This window comes from Frigoribacterium sp. CFBP 13605 (assembly GCF_014839405.1).
Lineage (GTDB): Bacteria > Actinomycetota > Actinomycetes > Actinomycetales > Microbacteriaceae > Frigoribacterium.
Genome location: NZ_JACYNS010000006.1, coordinates 54,764 through 70,554 on the forward strand (window position 1 = coordinate 54,764; position 15,791 = coordinate 70,554).

Genomic DNA, 15,791 nt, shown 5'->3' on the forward strand with positions numbered 1-15,791 from the left:
CACCTCGTCGAGGAGCCCACCGCCGATCGCGACTCGCGTCGCAGGGGGGTGGTGACGGGCAGCCCGGGGGCCGCCCGTCACCGGGGTGCTACTGGGGGGTGTGCACCGCGACCTTGGCGGCCCGGATGACCCGGTCGCCGATCGTGTAGCCCGGCTCGATCACGTCGGCCACGGTGTTGACCGTGACGTCGGCACTCGGCAGCTGGACGAGGGCGTCGTGCTTGCTGGGATCGAAGACGTCACCCTTCGCGCCGATCTGCGCCAGGCCGAACTTGTCGAGCCCCCCGCGGATCTTCTGCGCGATGACGGTCATCGGGCCCTCGGCCAGGTCGCCGTGCTGTTCGGCACGGGCCAGGTCGTCGAGCGCCGGCAGCAGCGAACGGACGACCTCGGCCACCACGGCCTCGCGGTTGGCCTCGCGGTCACGCTCGACGCGCCTCCGGAAGTTCACCAGCTCGGCCTGGGCCCGCAGCATGTCCTGTCGCATGTCGGCCACCAGGTCGGCACTGGCCGCGTCGAGGATCGCCTCGTCGTCGGCGCTCAGCGTCTCGGTGCCCTCGGGTGCCTCGGCCATCGACTCGGCGGCGGCCTTGGCCCCGGCCGGGGCCTCGGCGTCGGCCGGGGTCTCGACGTCGGGAGCCTCGGCGTCGACGAGCTCGTCGGGCTCGACCACGTCGGCCGTGCCGCCGTCTTCGGACGGGGTCGCGGGACGCGGCTCGTCGTCGGGCGTCTTGTTGTCGTCAGTCATGCCGACCGCCTCTACTTCTTGTCGTTGTCGTCGTCGTCCACGACCTCGGCGTCGACGATGTCCTCGTCGTCGCCCTGGGCCTGGCCGTCGGCGGGAGCACCCTCGGCACCGGCCGCACCGGCAGCGCCGGCCTGGTCGGCCTGGCTCTGCGAGTAGATCGCCTGGCCGAGCTTCTGCTGGCTCTCGTTGAGCTTGTCGAAGGCGGGCTTGATCGCGGACTCGTCGTCGCCGGCGAGGGCGGACTTGAGCGAGTCGACGTCGGCCTGGACCTCGGACTTGACGTCCGCGGGCAGCTTCTCGTCGTTCTCCTTGATCAGCTTCTCGATCGAGTAGACGAGCTGCTCGGCCGAGTTGCGGGTCTCGTTGGCCTCGCGACGCGCCTTGTCTTCGGCGGCGTTCTCCTCGGCCTCGCGCACCATGCGCTCGATGTCGTCCTTCGACAGCGACGAGCCGCCCGAGATGACCATCGACTGCTCCTTGCCGGTGCCCTTGTCCTTCGCGGACACGTGCACGATGCCGTTGGCGTCGATGTCGAAGGTGACCTCGATCTGCGGGACGCCGCGGGGGGCCGGGGCGATGCCGGTCAGCTCGAAGGTGCCGAGGTTCTTGTTGTCGCGGGTGAACTCGCGCTCGCCCTGGAAGACCTGGATCGCGACGGACGGCTGGTTGTCGTCGGCCGTGGTGAAGGTCTCGCTGCGCTTGGTCGGGATGGCCGTGTTGCGCTCGATGAGCTTGGTCATCGCGCCACCCTTGGTCTCGATGCCGAGGCTGAGCGGGGTGACGTCGATGAGCAGCACGTCCTTGCGCTCGCCCTTCAGCACGCCGGCCTGCAGGGCGGCGCCCACGGCGACGACCTCGTCGGGGTTGACGCCCTTGTTGGGCTCCTGACCACCGGTGAGCTGCTTGACGACCTCGGTCACGGCGGGCATGCGGGTCGAGCCACCGACGAGCACGACGTGGGCGATGTCGCCCACCTTCACGCCCGCCTCTTTGATGACGTCGTTGAACGGCTTCTTGGTGCGGTCGAGCAGGTCGCTCGTCCACTGCTCGAACTGCGAGCGCGAGATGGTCTCGTCGAGGTTGAGCGGGCCGTCGGCCGTCAGCGTGAGGTACGGCAGCTGGATGCTGGTCGAGGTGCTCGACGACAGCTCTTTCTTGGCCTGCTCGGCGGCCTCTTTGAGGCGCTGCTTGGCGATCTTGTCGGTCGAGAGGTCGACGCCGTGGGCGTCCTTGAACTTCTTGATGAGGTGCTCGACGATGCGGTTGTCCCAGTCGTCGCCACCGAGGCGGTTGTCACCCGAGGTGCTGCGCACCTGGATGGTCGAGAAGTCTTCGTCCTTGCCCACTTCGAGCAGCGAGACGTCGAACGTTCCGCCACCGAGGTCGAAGACCAGGATGAGTTCGTCTTCCTTGCCCTTGTCGAGGCCGTAGGCGAGCGCCGCGGCGGTCGGCTCGTTGATGATGCGCAGGACGTTCAGGCCCGCGATCTCGCCGGCCTCTTTGGTGGCCTGGCGCTCGGAGTCGTTGAAGTACGCGGGGACGGTCACGACGGCGTCGGTGACCTCTTCGCCCAGGTACTGCTCGGCGTCGCGCTTGAGCTTGCCCAGGATGCGCGCGCTGATCTCTTGCGGGGTGTACTTCTTGTCGTCGATCTCGACCTTCCAGTCGGTGCCGACGTGGCGCTTGACCGACGCGATGGTGCGGTCGACGTTGGTGACGGCCTGGCGCTTCGCGGTCTCGCCGACCAGCACCTCGCCGTCCTTCGTGAAGGCGACGACCGAGGGGGTCGTGCGCAGGCCCTCGGCGTTCGCGATGACGGTGGGCTCGCCACCCTCGAGGACGCTGACGACCGAGTTGGTGGTACCGAGGTCGATTCCTACTGCACGTGCCATGTGCTTTTCTCCTTCGTGGTGCGATGTTGCGGAAACCTGTGGGGGCCGGCCTTGAGTCGGCCAGGCTCAACTTTACTCGCCCTGCCGACGAGGTCAAGCGGCGAACCTGAAAGTTGAGCCAGAAAGACTCAACTCTCGTGAGAGGGTCGCCGCGCCCACGCCGGACGAGGAGGCGCGCCCCCCCTCGGCCACGGACGCCCACTAGGTTGACCCCCATGACCGCAGCGCAGACGCTCGCCGACGCCGACCCGATCCCCCGCCGCCGGGTGCTCTCGTGGGCCCTCTGGGACTGGGGCTCCGCCGCCTTCAACGCCGTGGTGACCTCGTTCGTCTTCAGCACCTACCTGGCGTCCGGCGCCTTCGTCGATCCGGAGATAGTGGCGGCGGCCGGCGACGACGCGCGCAACCCGGCCCTGGTGCTGGCCAAGGCCGAGAACGCGACGGTCATCTCGACCGCCCTGACCATCGCGGGGGTGCTGATCGCGCTGCTCGCGCCGGTGCTCGGCCAGCGCAGCGACGGCTCCGGGCACCGCAAGCTCTGGCTCGCCATCAACACCGGTCTCGTGGTGCTGGCCATGGCCGCGATGGTGCTGGTCGCCCCGGCGCCCGGGTACCTCGTCTTCGGCGCGGCCCTGCTCGCCGTCGGCAACCTCTTCTTCGAGTTCGCGAGCGTCAACTACAACGCCATGCTCGTGCAGGTCTCGACGCCGGGGACGATCGGGAAGGTGTCGGGGTTCGGCTGGGGCCTCGGTTACGTCGGCGGCATCGTCCTGCTGCTGTTGCTGCTCGTCGCCTTCTTGCAGAGCTTCGGCGTCGAGGGACGCGGCGGCCTGTTCGGCGTCGCCACGGGAACGGAAGGAGGCGCGTGGGACGTCCGCCTGTCGATCGTCGTCGCCGCGGCGTGGTTCGCGGTCTTCGCGGTGCCGGTCCTGCTGTCGGTGCCCGAGCTGCCCGCCACCGCCGCACGGGCCCGGGTGGGCTTGTGGCGCTCGTACCGCCTCCTGGGGTCGACGATCGCCAAGCTCTGGCGCACCAACCGCCAGGTGCTGCTGTTCCTGCTGGCCAGCGCCGTCTTCCGAGACGGCCTCGCCGCCGTCTTCACCTTCGGGGCGATCATCGCCGCCCAGGTCTTCGGCTTCACGCCGAGCATGGTGATCTACTTCGCCGTCGGGGCGAACCTCGTCGCGGGCACCGGCACGTTCGTCGGGGGTTGGCTCGACGACCGGCTCGGGGCCAAGGCGATCATCGTCGCGTCGTTGGTGGGGCTCGTGATCGCCGCCTTCGCGGTGCTCGCGATCGGGACCGCGACGAACCTCTTCTGGGTGTTCGGCCTCGCCCTGGCGCTCTTCGTCGGGCCGATCCAGTCGGCGAGCCGGTCGTTCCTCGCCCGGGTGACGCCGCCCGGGCGCGAGGGCGAGATCTTCGGGCTCTACGCGACGACCGGGCGAGCCGTGAGCTTCCTCGCCCCCGGGCTGTTCACCCTGTTCGTGAGCGCGACGGGCGACACCCGCTTCGGGATCGTCGGGATCGCGCTCGTCCTGCTCGCCGGACTCGTGTTGATGCTGCCGGTGAAGGGGGTGCAGCGCTCGATCGACTGAGGCGTGCTCGGAGTCGCCAAAACGAGAGGTGGAATGTAAAGTATCTCTCGGCCGCCCCGATCGGTCTTCCCTTTCCCCCATCCGGAAGAAGACATGAGCACGATCAGATCAGGCCTCACCGCCGTCGGCCTCGCGGCCCTCGCCGTGGGCACCCTCTCCCCCGCCGCAGCACACGCGGCCCCCACCATCACCGACCAGGCCTCGGCCGAGGCCCCGTCCGCGTCGACCACGGCCCCGTCCGCACCCCGAATCGCGTTCGTCCAACCGAGCGAGGGCGACAAGCTGTCCGTCGCCGGCATGGCGCCGGGCGCGCGACTCGCGGGAATCATCGTCGAGGGAGGGGGCAGCCACGGCGCCGCCGTCTGGAACGACCGCTTCGCCACGCTCGTCGACGTCGCCGACCGGGGCAAGAAGGCCACGCTGATCTCGTACACCCCGCAGGGTCGGGTCGAGGTCGACTTCGTCCTCGAGACCCAGTACGCCGAGGGCGAGGACGAGGCGCCCGGCACGCCCGTCATCCACGGGGTCAGCCAGTACGACGACGACCACCTCGTGATCGAGGGCACGGTGGCGCACCACCCCGATCTCTTCTCGAAGACCGAGGTGTGGGCCAACCGGTCGGGCATGTCGTGGGACTTCCCGTCCGAGAACGGGTCGTTCTCGCTCACCGTGCCCGCCTCGCGCGCCGGCGAGGTCATCGACGTGACGGCCTACTACCAGGGCCACGCCAGCGGGACGGCCCAGGTCGCGCTCGTCCCGACCGGGCGCAACACCGCCTCCGACGTCCACCCGCTCGACGTCGAGTCACCCACAGCGGGCGACGTGCTGGCGACTCCCGAAGCGACCTTCGCCGGAACCGGCATCCCGAACTCGCAGATCGTCGTGACGCGCGACGAGAAGACGAACCGCGCCTCCTCCACGCTCTGCGAGACCCGCGTCTCGTCGCTGGGCGACTGGAGCTGCACGTCGCCGACGCTGCCGGCCGGCAGCTACGACACCGTCGTGACCGAGACGCCCGCCTGGGCCGCGGCACCGAAGCAGACCACCGGGACGGCGTTCTCCGTCGCCGACACCATGCCCGACCCCGGGACTCCGGGTCGCCCCTCGACCCCCCTCCTGTCGTCGGTGACCGAGGGCCCCGACGGCCGCCTGACCGTCCGAACGATCATCCACGGGGCCGGCCAGGCCCGCATCGACGTCGGCGACCACAGCGAGACCCGTCTCCGCGGGCAGCACGGCCGGTTCTCGTTCCTGCTCGACGGGTCGCTGGCCGGGCGGACCGCGACCATCACGGGGCTGTCCCACGACGGCGACGGCGACGGCGACTCCCTCGAGATCGACCTGACGCCGCTCGAGGCCCCGGCCGGCTCACCGCTCTCGGCCCCGTTGATGCACGGCATCTCCGAGGAGTCGAGCACCTTCTACGTCCAGGGCACCACCTCGTACTTCGCCGACGAGTACCTCGTGCCGACGGTGATCGCCCAGATCGACGGTGAGTTCGTCGTGGCGACCGAGTCCACCTGGAACGGCGCGTACATCCTGCGCATCCCGACCTCGTTCGCCGGGCAGGACGTCGACCTCTACACCGTCCGGAACGGCGAGCTGTCCGAGGCCACCACGATCACGGTCGAGGCGACCGAGAAGAACTCGGCTCCCGAGACGTTCCCCCTCGAGGTGACCTCGATCGCCGAGGGCGAGACCATCTCGACCGACATGACCTCGATCACCGGCGAGGGCATCCCCGGGTCCCGCATCGCGATCGCGACCGACCTGGCGCGTGCCGGCGAGGCCTGCGCCGCGTTCGTCGGGAGCGACGGGACCTGGACCTGCGAGCTGGAGGCGCCCCTGACGTCCGGCCCGCAGACCATGACGGTCACCGAGACGCCCTACTGGCGGACCCTCGCGCCGTTGACCTCGACGCGCTCGTTCACCGTGTCCGACGGCTCCGACGGCTCCGACGACTCCGACGACGAAGACCTGACCGACCTCACCGTGACCAGCCACACCGACGGTGGCCGCTACACCACCGGCATCGCGACCTTCGCCGGCCGCGGCACGCCCGACGCCCGCGTGACCGCCGCCAACCAGTGGGGCACGCCCATGGGTTCGACCCGCGTGGACGAGGACGGCGACTGGAGCTTCAGCCGCAACCTCGGCCCGACCAGCGCCGGCTACGACATCACCTTCACGATGACGCCCACCACCGGTGCGCCCACCCTGGTGACCCTGCACCTCGACTACGAGGCTCCCTCGCGGCCGCTGACCGTCACCAGCCACGTGGACGGCGACTCCTACCGCGAGGGCATCGCCCGCTTCACCGGCACGGGCACCGTCGGCGCCCAGCTCGTCTCCACCAACCAGTGGGGCACCCAGATGGGCAAGGCGACCATCGGCAGCGACGGCACCTGGGCGTTCTCGCGCAACCTCGGACCGACGAACCCCGGCTACGTCCTGACCTTCGTCGCGACCCACGGAACGGACGAGCAACGGGCGACCCTGACGTTGACGCACCAGAAGGACGACCTCGTCGACGTGCAGATCTCGTCCCCGGTCATCCGTGACGGCGGCATCAGCGAGGCCCACCGGACCGTGACGTTCCGGGGCACCGCCACGCCCTTCGCCACGGTCGTCGGCAAGAACCAGTGGGGCACGCCGTTCGGCAGCACCACCGCCTCGTCCACCGGCGCGTTCGCGTTCGACCGCTACGTCGGGCCCGCCGGCACGACCTACCAGCTGACCTTCGAGCAGAAGGCCACCGACGGCACGACGAAGACCACCACAGGGATCGACTTCGTCACCGGACGCTGACACCACCACCAGTACCGACACCAGCACCAGCACCACCAGGGCCGGCTCCGCACCCGCGGGGCCGGCCCTCCCCCGTCCCCGACGCCGATGCGCCCGGCGGTCGCCGCTCCTCCTCGAGACCGACGACAACGTCGGCCGTCCTCCGTAGGCTGACCGGGTGAGCACCCTCGACGACGACTACGACCTCCGCACCTTCGCGGCCGCGCTCGACCCCGAGGCGAGTGACGACTCCCCGCGGGCCGACGTGGCGACCGCCGCCTGGGTCGACGCCGAGTCGATGGGCTTCCACGACCCGGCCGGCGACGACGACTCCCTCGGCCGTGCCGCGCGTCGCCTCGTCGCCGACGGGCGACGTCTCACGGGCGTCTACCGCCGCGAGGCCACCCCCGGCTCGCTCGACGCCGAGGGTCGCCCCGTCGCCACCTTCGCGTCGTTCGACAAGACCCTGCACGTCGGCGGCGGCCGTCTGATCGACGCCGACCTGGTCGCCGGCGTCACCGTGCAACCGACCCACCGCCGCAAGGGCATCCTGCGTCGGATGATGACCGACGACCTCGCCCGCGCCAAGGCGGCCGGCACCCCGGTCGCCGCACTCACGGCCAGCGAGGCGTCGATCTACCGGCGCTTCGGCTTCGGCGTGGGCGTCCGCGAGCGCACCATCGAGGTCGACGTCCGTCGCGCGGGCGGCCTGCTCAGCGAGCCCGAGGGCAGCACCGAGCTCGTCACCACGGCCTCGCTCGCCGAGGTCGCCCCCGACGTCTTCGCCCGCTTCCACGTCCGCAGTCCCGGTTCGATCGACCGGCACGAAGGCGCCTGGAACCACGCCCTCGGCCGCGAGCGCGCCGACGGCACGCCCGACCCCGCGGTCCGGGCCGCGGTGCACCGCGACGCGACCGGCACCGTCGACGGCTACGTCACGTACCGGGTCGAGTCAGCCGGGGGCGGCCCCGGTTCCACGGGCGTGCAGACCCTCGTCGTCGTCGACCTCGTGGCCGCGACCGACGACGCCTACCTCGGCCTGTGGCAGCTGCTGCTCGCGGTCGACCTGGTCCGGGTCGTCCGGTACTCGAACGCCCCGCAGCACGACCCCTTGGCGCACGCGATCGTCGACGGTCGCGCCCTGACCATCAGCCACGACGAGGACCACGTGTGGTTCCGCGTCCTCGACCCGGTCGCGGCCCTGCAGGCTCGCCCGTGGGCGGCCGACGGCGTCGTCACGATCGCCATCGGTGACGCGCTGGGCCACGCGGCCGGCACGTACCGGGTCACGAGCGAGGCAGGCGAGGCGACGGTGAAGAAGGCGGCCGTCCGCCGGGCCGACCTCGAACTCGACGTCGCGACGCTGGGTTCGCTCTGGCTCGGCGGCTCCGACCCGGTCACGCTGGCCGCGGCCGGCCTGGTCCGCGAGCGACGCAAGGGCGCCGTTCAGAAGTTCCGCGCGATGCTGCTGCCCGAGCGACCCCTGCACGGCATCACGTACTTCTAGGCACGGCATCGGCCCCGGGGCCGAGACGCAGGAGGCGCGGGTCGGGTGACCCGCGCCTCCTGCGTTCTCGTGCGCCCCGCGCCGTCCCGGTCCGGCAGGGCCGGAGGGCGCTACGCCCGCGCCAGCCCGTTCGCGCGCGCGACCTCGCCGTACCAGCGGGCGCTCGGCTTCGGCGTCCGCTCGAAGGTGTCGCGGTCCCAGCCGATCAGGCCGAAGGTCGGGCGGAACCCGCTGGCCCACTCGTAGTTGTCGAGGGCGCTCCAGTGCTGGTAGCCGAGCACCTCGATGCCCTCGTCGATGGTGTCGTGGACGTGCTCGAGCGCGCCCTGCGTGTAGGCGATGCGACGGGTGTCGTCGGCGGTCGCGATGCCGTTCTCGGTGACCATGACGGGCACGTGGCCCGACAGCTCCCACGCACTGCGGATGCCCTCGGCGGCGGCCGGCGGGTAGAACTCCCACCCGGTCAGCGTCGTCTCGAGCCCCTCGGCGACCGGCCGCGGCCCCTCGGGCCCGACGAAGGTCTGCGTGTAGGCCTGCACGCCGACGAAGTCGTCGCCCGCCGCCATCTCGCTGTACCAGTCGTCACGCACGTAGCCGTACTCGCGCGTCGCCTCGGCGGCACCCGGCTCGTCGACGGCCTTGAACGCCTGGGTGGCGACGGTCCAGCCCGACTTGATCCGAGGCAGCTGCGAGAGCACCTCGCGGCTGCGCTTGTGCGAGGCGAGCAGGGCGTCGGCGACCTCGAGGTCGGGGTTCGGCAGCCCGTACGCGACGAGGTTCGACGCGTCCTCCCCGCCGGCGAGCATCGCGGCGATGTTCGGTTCGTTGATGGTGCAGACGTACTCGACGCCCTCGGCGACGACGGGCAGGGCGAGCTCGGTGTACCGGGCGAACAGGTCGGCGGCGTCGGGCGCGCGCCAGAAGCCGTCGCGCTCGAACCAGCGCGGCACGGTGAAGTGCATCAGCGTGACGATCGGCTCGATGCCGAACTCGTGGCAGGTCTCGACCATGCGGCGGTAGTGAGCGATCTGCGCCTTGCTGACGACGCCGCGCTCGGGCTCGATGCGGGCCCACTCGATGCTGAAGCGGTAGCTGTTGAGCCCCAGCTCGGCGAGCAGGCGGATGTCGTCGCGGAACCGGTTGTAGCTGTCGGCCGCGTCACCGCTCGGCTCGACGATGGTCGTGCCGGGGGCGTTCTCGTGCACCCACCAGTTGCTGTTGACGTTGTTGCCCTCGATCTGGTGGGCGGCGGTGGCGGCTCCCCACAGGAAGCCGTCGGGGAAGGTCAGCACAGGGTGGTTCCTTTCGGGTGGAGCAAGGGGGATGTCAGGAGGCGCGGTGCGTGCGGCGCGGGTTCGGCACCGCGTCGAGCAGCTTCACCGTGTACGGGTCGGTCGGCCGTTGGAGCACCTCGGCCGTGTGCCCCCGCTCGACCACGGCGCCCTGGTTGAGCACCATGATGTCGTCGGTGATCAGCCGGGCACTGAGCAGGTCGTGGGTGATGTAGAGCATCGAGACGCCCCACTGCTCGCGGAGGTCCTCGAGCAGCGCGAGCACGCCGGCCCGCAGCGAGACGTCGAGCATCGAGACGGGCTCGTCGGCGATGATCACCTGCGGGTCGCTCGCGAGGGCCCGGGCGATCACGACGCGTTGCCGCTGGCCACCCGACAGCTGGTGCGGCAGCTTGGCCGCGAACTGCTCGACCGGCGTCAGACCGACCGTCTCGAGCAGCTCGAGCACCCGGCGCCGCGCCTCCTGACCGGTCAGGCCGGTGTAGTTCACGACGGGACGCGTGAGCGTGTACTCGACCGTGTGCAGCGGGTTCAGCGCCGCGTACGGGTCCTGGAAGACCATCTGCACGTCGCTGCGGAAGCTGCGCAGGGCGCGGCCGCGGAGCGCCGTGACGTCGGTGTCGCCGAACGTGACGCTGCCGCTCGTCGGCTTCTCGACGCCCGTGACGAGCTTGGCGATCGTGCTCTTGCCCGAGCCGCTCTGCCCGACGAGGGCGAGCGACTGGCCCGGTTCGAGCGTGAACGACACGTCGCGGACGGCCCGCACGGGGTCGTCGCCCCGACGGGGAGGCGCGTAGGTCTTGGTCACGCCGCTCACGGTGATCGCGTGCTGCGCCGTGCGCTGGCCGCGCGTGGCGACGGTCGGCACCGAGGTCGTCGTGTCGACGCGGCGGTCGCCCCGGGCCCGGCGGACCGAGCGGTCCTCGAACCCGGGCAGCGACACGACCTCGGCACGAGGGTCGGCGTAGTGCGACAGCAGCATCTTCGTGTAGTCGTCCTGCGGGTCGGCGAGCACGTCGGCCGAGCGACCGTCCTCGACGATGCGACCCTCGTGCATCACGAGCACGCGCTGGGCCGACTCGAGCACGATCCCGAGGTCGTGGCTGATCAGGACGGCGGTGAAGCCCTCGCTCTGCTGCAGCGAGATGATCGTGTCCATCACGGCGTGCTGCACGAGCACGTCGAGCGCCGTGGTCGGCTCGTCGAAGACCATCAGCTGCGGCTCGAGCGACAGGGCGAGGGCGATCGAGACGCGCTGGCGCATGCCGCCCGACAGCTCGCCGGGGAACCGGGCGAGCACGCCCGCGTCGAGCTCGACCTTCGCGACCAGCTCGGCGGCGCGGCTGTGCCACCGGTCGCGCGGCACGTGGCCGTGGGCCTTGAACACGTCGACGAAGTGGTTGCGGATCGTGCGCACCGGGTTCAACGCGTTCATGCCCGACTGCAGCACCATCGCGAAGCCGCCCTGACGCTGCTGACGCAGGGCCTCGGTGTCGAGGTCGCGGACGTCGGCACCGTCGAACCAGATGCTGCCGCCGTTGGTGCGCGCCGGCGGCTTCTGCAGCCGGGTCAGCGCGTAGCCGAGCGTCGACTTGCCCGAGCCGGACTCGCCGACCAGGCCGACGAACTCGCCCCGCTTGAGCCGGAACGACACGTGGTCGACGGCCTGCACGGGCTCGGCGCCGGCGCTCTCGTAGACGACGCTGAGGTCGCGGACGTCGAGCAGCACGTCGTCGGACGACGAGGAGGCGCGGTCGGCGGTGGTGAGGTCCGTGGCGGTCACTTGCGCGCCTCCTTCTTCTGCTTCGCGCCTTCGCGAAGTCGAGGGTTGCCGACGGCGTCGACGCCGAAGTTGATCAGGGTCAGGCTCATCGCCAGCAGGGCGATGCAGAGGCCGGGCGCGAAGAGCAGGATCCACTGGCCGGTGAGCAGGGCGTTCGAGTTCTGGGCCCAGTAGAGGATCGTGCCCCAGCTGACGATCGACGAGTCGCCGAGCCCCAGGAACTCGAGGCCGGCCTCGGCGAGGATCGCACTGGTCGCGGCGCCGAAGAAGGAGCCGGTGATCAGCGAGGTCATGTTGGGCAGGATCTCGCGGAACACGATGCGTCCCGCGCTCTCGCCCGAGAACCGTGCCGCCGTGACGAAGTCGCGCGAGCGCAGGGACTGCGTCTGGCTGCGCAGCACGCGGGCTCCCCACGCCCAGCCCGTGATGACGATCACCGCGAGGATCACGGTGATGCCGCCGTTCTGCAGGTAGGCCGCGATGACGATCATCAGGGGCAGACCGGGGATCACGAGGAACAGGTTCACGACGAAGCCGACGACGTCGCCGCCGAAGCCCTTCATGTAACCCCAGCTGAGCCCGATCGCCACGGCGACCAGCGTCGACAGCACGCCCGCCACGACACCGACGAAGACGCTGATGCGGGCGCCGTAGATCAGCTGGCTGAGGACGTCCTCGCCGGCCGCCGTCGTGCCCATCCAGTGGGCCCAGCTGCCGTCGGCGTTGCGCTCGAAGCCGTTCTCGCTGGCGCCGTAGGGGGCGAGCAGCGGGGCGAAGATCGCGACGAGCACGAAGACGCCGAAGATGACGACGCCGATCTTCGCCTTGGGGTTCGACCAGATGGTCGCGGCCATGCGGCCGATGGTGAGCCAGCGACTGGGCGCCTTCTGCTCGGCGGGCCCGGTGGGAGGCGCGCCTTCGGGCAGGTGGACGGACACGGTGGAGGTCATCGGCGGGTCCTTGGGTCGAGCACGCCGTACAAGATGTCGACGAGGAAGTTGGCGACGAGCACGCTGACCGTGATCATCAGGAAGAGGGCCTGCATCAGCGGGTAGTCCTGGCCGATGACGGCGTTGAACAGCAGGTAGCCGATGCCGGGGTAGCCGAACACCTGCTCGACGAGGATCGAGCCGCCGACCACGCCGCCCAGGGCGAGGCCGAAGCCGGTCAGGTTGGGCAGGATCGCGTTGCGGGCGGCGTAGCGCACGGCGACCGTGCGGCCCTTGAGCCCGTTGGCCTCGGCGAAGGTGACGTAGTCGTCGCCCAGCGTCGAGATCATCGCGTTGCGCATGCCGAGGATCCATCCGCCGAGGCTCGTCAGCAGGATCGTGATGGCCGGCAGCACCGCGTGCTGCAGGGCGTCGCCGACGAAGGCCGGCGTGAACCCGGGCGTGGTCGTCGCGCCGTAGGCCCCCGTGGTCGGGAACCAGTGCAGCACGTAGCCCAGGAAGAACAGCAGCAGCAGGGCGGTCCAGAAGTACGGGAACGTGCTCATGAAGCTGCCCGACAGGGTGGGCAGCGAGTCGAGCCAGGTGCCGCGCTTCCAGGCCGCGGCGACGCCGATCAGGGTGCCGAGCACGAAGGCGATGATCGTGCAGACCCCGACGAGGATCAGCGTGAACGGCAGGGCCTGGCCGACCAGGTGGCCGACCGTCTCGGGGAAGAACGTGTAGCTCGTGCCGAAGTCGAGACGCACGACCTGGCCGAGGTAGCTGACGTACTGCTGCAGCACGTTGCCGTCCGGCACGCCGAGCTGGGCCTCGATGGCGGAACGGGTCGCCGCGCTGACCGGACCGTTCAGCGACAACTTCGCGATCGCGGCGTCGGTCGGGCTGCCGGGCATCAGCCGCGGCAGGATGAAGTTCAGGGTGACCGCGGCCCACAGGGTGAGCACGAACAGGCCGAGTTTCTGGGCTGCGTACTTCACTGGTCGCCCTCTTCCTGGTCGACGCGCTTGAGCTTCGTGAAGATCAGCAGCGGTGCCTGGTCGTAGTTCTGCGGTGCCATGTACGGGTTCTCGGCCGTGGGCCAGCCGGTGAACTTCGAGTCGTTGAACAGACCCCAGAGCCCGCCGTAGTAGAGGCCGATCACGGGGAGCTGGTCGTAGACGACGTTCTGCAACCGGTAGGCGTACTGCTTCTGCTGCTCGGGGTCGGTCGTGGCCTTCCAGTCGTCGAGCAGCTGGTCGACCGCCGGGTCGCTGAACCGCTCGAAGTTGGCCGCCGTGGTCTCGCCGACCGGGGTGGCGAACTGGCTGTTGAGCAGGTTGTTGTAGGCCTGGTAGACGTTGCCGTTGCCCATGCCGCCCATCGCCATGTCGAACTCGCCGTTCGCGATGGCCGACTGGTAGCCGGCCGGCTGGGGAGCCTGGATCTGCACGTCGATGCCGATCGCGCCCAACTGGCTCCGCACCTCCTGCACGGCCCGCAGCCAGTCGGTGTAGCCGTTGGCCGTCAGGATCGTGATCTCGAGCTGCTGGCCGTCGGGGCCGACCAGCTCGTCACCCTGCTGCGTGTAGCCCGACTGGGCGAACGCCGCGAGGGCGCCGTCGACGTCCTGCTCGAGGATGCCGGCGTTCGGGATCGACGGGTCGAGGTCGTCCTGCTGGTTGGGCAGGATGAGCCCGGTCTGACCGGCCGGCTCGAGGTAGCCCTCGGTGGCCGACTCGGCGATGGGGCCGCGATCGAGCGCCAGCGCGATGCCACGACGCACGTTCACGTCGTCGAAGGGCGCCTTGGTGAGGTTCGGCACGAGCCCGATCACGCCGCCCGGCGGGAACCAGAACTGGTTGTCGGGGCTGGCGGCACCCCAGGTGCCCTCGACGTCGCTGATGAACGAGTACGACCAGTCGTAACCGCGCGTGACGGTGTCGAGCTGGTTGTTCGTCGCGGGCAGGATCAGGTGACCGATCTCGATGGTGTCGGCCTGCCAGTAGGTCTCGTTCTTGTCCATCGAGTACTGCTGCGGCGAGTAGTTGCCGAGCGTGAACGGTCCGGTGCCCACCGGGTCGGGGTTGCGGAAGGTCGTGGGGTCGTCGACGTCCTTCCACAGGTGCTCGGGGACGATCGTCGTCTGACCGATGATCTCCATGGCCGGCACGTCGTCGGTCTGCAGGTGGAAGACCACGTGGTCGCCCTGCTGCTCGATCGTGTCGATGTGCTGCCACGCACCCTTGAGGTCGAGCGTGGGGTTCGCCTTGATGAGGTCGAACGTGTAGACCACGTCGGCCGGGGTCATGGGCGTGCCGTCGGACCACTCGACGCCGTCGCGGATCGTCATGTCGATCGTGCGCGCGTCGGGCAGGACGGTCTCGCTCGCGAGCCAGGGCGTGATCTCACCGTCGAGCGGGTTGATCTCGAGCAGGGGCTCGTAGATCCAGGTCGAGGCCGTCCGCTTGTTCGTGAGGAACGGGTTGAAGTTGCGCTCGAACTGCGGGTTGCCCTTGTCGGCGTTGATCAGCATCGTGTCGGCCCCGATGCTGGGGTCGGGCTGGCTGCGGATCTGGATGCTGCAGCCGGTGGCCACGAGCACGGCGGCCGTGGCCGCTGCCAGGGCCGCGAGCGTGCGGAAGCGTCGGCGTGGGTGTCGCCGAGGGGGTGTCGCGTGCGTCATCGCCACGTTCTCTCATTCGTCGTCGAGGTGAGCTGGGCCCACTGTAAGCGCATACATCACAGGGACGCAAGTGGTCGGGCCCGTCGAGAGGCCCCGAGGAGGCGCGAGGTCGTTCGACGCCGAGCCAACCGTCAGGGGATGCCAGGGCCCGCACGCCAGAATCGGCGTCGGGTGCCGGTCACGGCACCCCGGCCGACCGGAGGGACCCGCATGGCCAGCACGACGCAGCTGCGAGCGCTCCGCGCCTCGCTGCCCGTGGTCGCCGAGCGGGCGCACGACATCGCCGAGGACTTCTACCGCCGCCTGTTCGCGACGCGACCCGATCTGTTGCGGGACCAGTTCAACCGGGGCGACCTCGCCCAGGGGCGGCAGCAGCGCGAGCTCGCCCGCACGATCGTGGCGCTCGCCCAGGCCGTCCTCGACGCGGCCCCGGGGTCGACGCGTGCCGCCGGTGGCGACCGGCATCGCGCCTCCTCGGGGGGCGGACCGTCCGGCGTCGACGGCGACGCCGACGCCGTCGGCCAGGCCGGGGCGCCGACCCTCGCACCGGCGACGCCCGGCGAGATCGTCTC

Annotated in this window: 11 protein-coding genes; 4 read left to right on the top strand and 7 right to left on the bottom strand. The window is 70.4% G+C overall.

Annotated features, from left to right (window positions below):
• Positions 1-88: 88 nt before the first annotated feature.
• A complete protein-coding gene (locus IFT36_RS03490) occupies positions 89-748 on the bottom strand; it encodes a nucleotide exchange factor GrpE (RefSeq protein WP_233568413.1) in 660 nt (219 codons plus the stop codon).
• Between the two features lie 11 nt (positions 749-759).
• Positions 760-2,640, bottom strand: a complete 1,881-nt coding sequence (gene dnaK / locus IFT36_RS03495) for a molecular chaperone DnaK (protein WP_056049689.1) — start codon at positions 2,638-2,640, stop codon at positions 760-762.
• Positions 2,641-2,855: 215 nt separating this feature from the next.
• Between dnaK and IFT36_RS03500 the strand changes: the two genes are divergently transcribed.
• The 3 genes from IFT36_RS03500 (at position 2,856) to IFT36_RS03510 (ending at position 8,532) form a co-directional block, all read left to right on the top strand.
• The gene (locus IFT36_RS03500; protein WP_200412424.1) at positions 2,856-4,238 is read left to right on the top strand and encodes an MFS transporter; all 1,383 of its coding nucleotides are present in this window, start codon (positions 2,856-2,858) and stop codon (positions 4,236-4,238) included.
• Positions 4,239-4,331: 93 nt separating this feature from the next.
• Positions 4,332-7,046 (top strand): hypothetical protein, encoded by a 2,715-nt coding sequence (locus tag IFT36_RS03505; protein WP_200412425.1) that lies wholly within the window; start codon positions 4,332-4,334, stop codon positions 7,044-7,046.
• A gap of 157 nt (positions 7,047-7,203) precedes the next feature.
• A complete protein-coding gene (locus tag IFT36_RS03510) occupies positions 7,204-8,532 on the top strand; it encodes a GNAT family N-acetyltransferase (RefSeq protein WP_200412426.1) in 1,329 nt (442 codons plus the stop codon).
• A gap of 110 nt (positions 8,533-8,642) precedes the next feature.
• On the opposite strand, the gene IFT36_RS03515 is transcribed toward IFT36_RS03510, so the two are convergent.
• The 5 genes from IFT36_RS03515 to IFT36_RS03535 are packed head-to-tail and all read right to left on the bottom strand — an operon-like array spanning position 8,643 to position 15,219.
• On the bottom strand, positions 8,643-9,824 hold the full coding sequence (locus IFT36_RS03515) for a glycoside hydrolase family 1 protein (protein WP_200412427.1): 1,182 nt from the start codon (positions 9,822-9,824) through the stop codon (positions 8,643-8,645).
• A 34-nt stretch (positions 9,825-9,858) separates the two neighbouring features.
• Complete coding sequence (locus tag IFT36_RS03520; protein ID WP_200412428.1) at positions 9,859-11,607, bottom strand: ABC transporter ATP-binding protein; 1,749 nt, start codon at positions 11,605-11,607, stop codon at positions 9,859-9,861.
• Positions 11,604-12,557 (bottom strand): ABC transporter permease, encoded by a 954-nt coding sequence (locus IFT36_RS03525; protein WP_200412429.1) that lies wholly within the window; start codon positions 12,555-12,557, stop codon positions 11,604-11,606. Before IFT36_RS03525 ends, IFT36_RS03520 begins: the two co-directional genes overlap by 4 nt.
• Positions 12,554-13,534, bottom strand: coding sequence for an ABC transporter permease (locus tag IFT36_RS03530; protein WP_200412430.1), 981 nt, complete (start codon positions 13,532-13,534; stop codon positions 12,554-12,556). Before IFT36_RS03530 ends, IFT36_RS03525 begins: the two co-directional genes overlap by 4 nt.
• Positions 13,531-15,219: an ABC transporter substrate-binding protein gene (locus IFT36_RS03535; RefSeq protein ID WP_200412431.1), complete on the bottom strand. Its 1,689-nt coding sequence runs from the start codon at positions 15,217-15,219 to the stop codon at positions 13,531-13,533. The genes IFT36_RS03530 and IFT36_RS03535 overlap by 4 nt, the downstream gene beginning before the upstream one ends.
• 210 nt (positions 15,220-15,429) lie before the next feature.
• Here IFT36_RS03535 and IFT36_RS03540 point away from each other — a divergent pair.
• Positions 15,430-15,791 (top strand): globin family protein (locus tag IFT36_RS03540; RefSeq protein ID WP_463671330.1); only part of this gene is annotated, 362 nt, incomplete at its 3' end.

What these genes read in the sequence shown, in the direction of transcription:
- IFT36_RS03490 (WP_233568413.1), bottom strand. Translation starts at nt 748, where the DNA reads ATGACTGACGACAACAAGACGCCCGACGACGAGCCGCGTCCCGCGACC.
- dnaK (WP_056049689.1), bottom strand. Translation starts at nt 2,640, where the DNA reads ATGGCACGTGCAGTAGGAATCGACCTCGGTACCACCAACTCGGTCGTC.
- IFT36_RS03500 (WP_200412424.1), top strand. Translation starts at nt 2,856, where the DNA reads ATGACCGCAGCGCAGACGCTCGCCGACGCCGACCCGATCCCCCGCCGC.
- IFT36_RS03505 (WP_200412425.1), top strand. Translation starts at nt 4,332, where the DNA reads ATGAGCACGATCAGATCAGGCCTCACCGCCGTCGGCCTCGCGGCCCTC.
- IFT36_RS03525 (WP_200412429.1), bottom strand. Translation starts at nt 12,557, where the DNA reads ATGACCTCCACCGTGTCCGTCCACCTGCCCGAAGGCGCGCCTCCCACC.
- IFT36_RS03535 (WP_200412431.1), bottom strand. Translation starts at nt 15,219, where the DNA reads ATGACGCACGCGACACCCCCTCGGCGACACCCACGCCGACGCTTCCGC.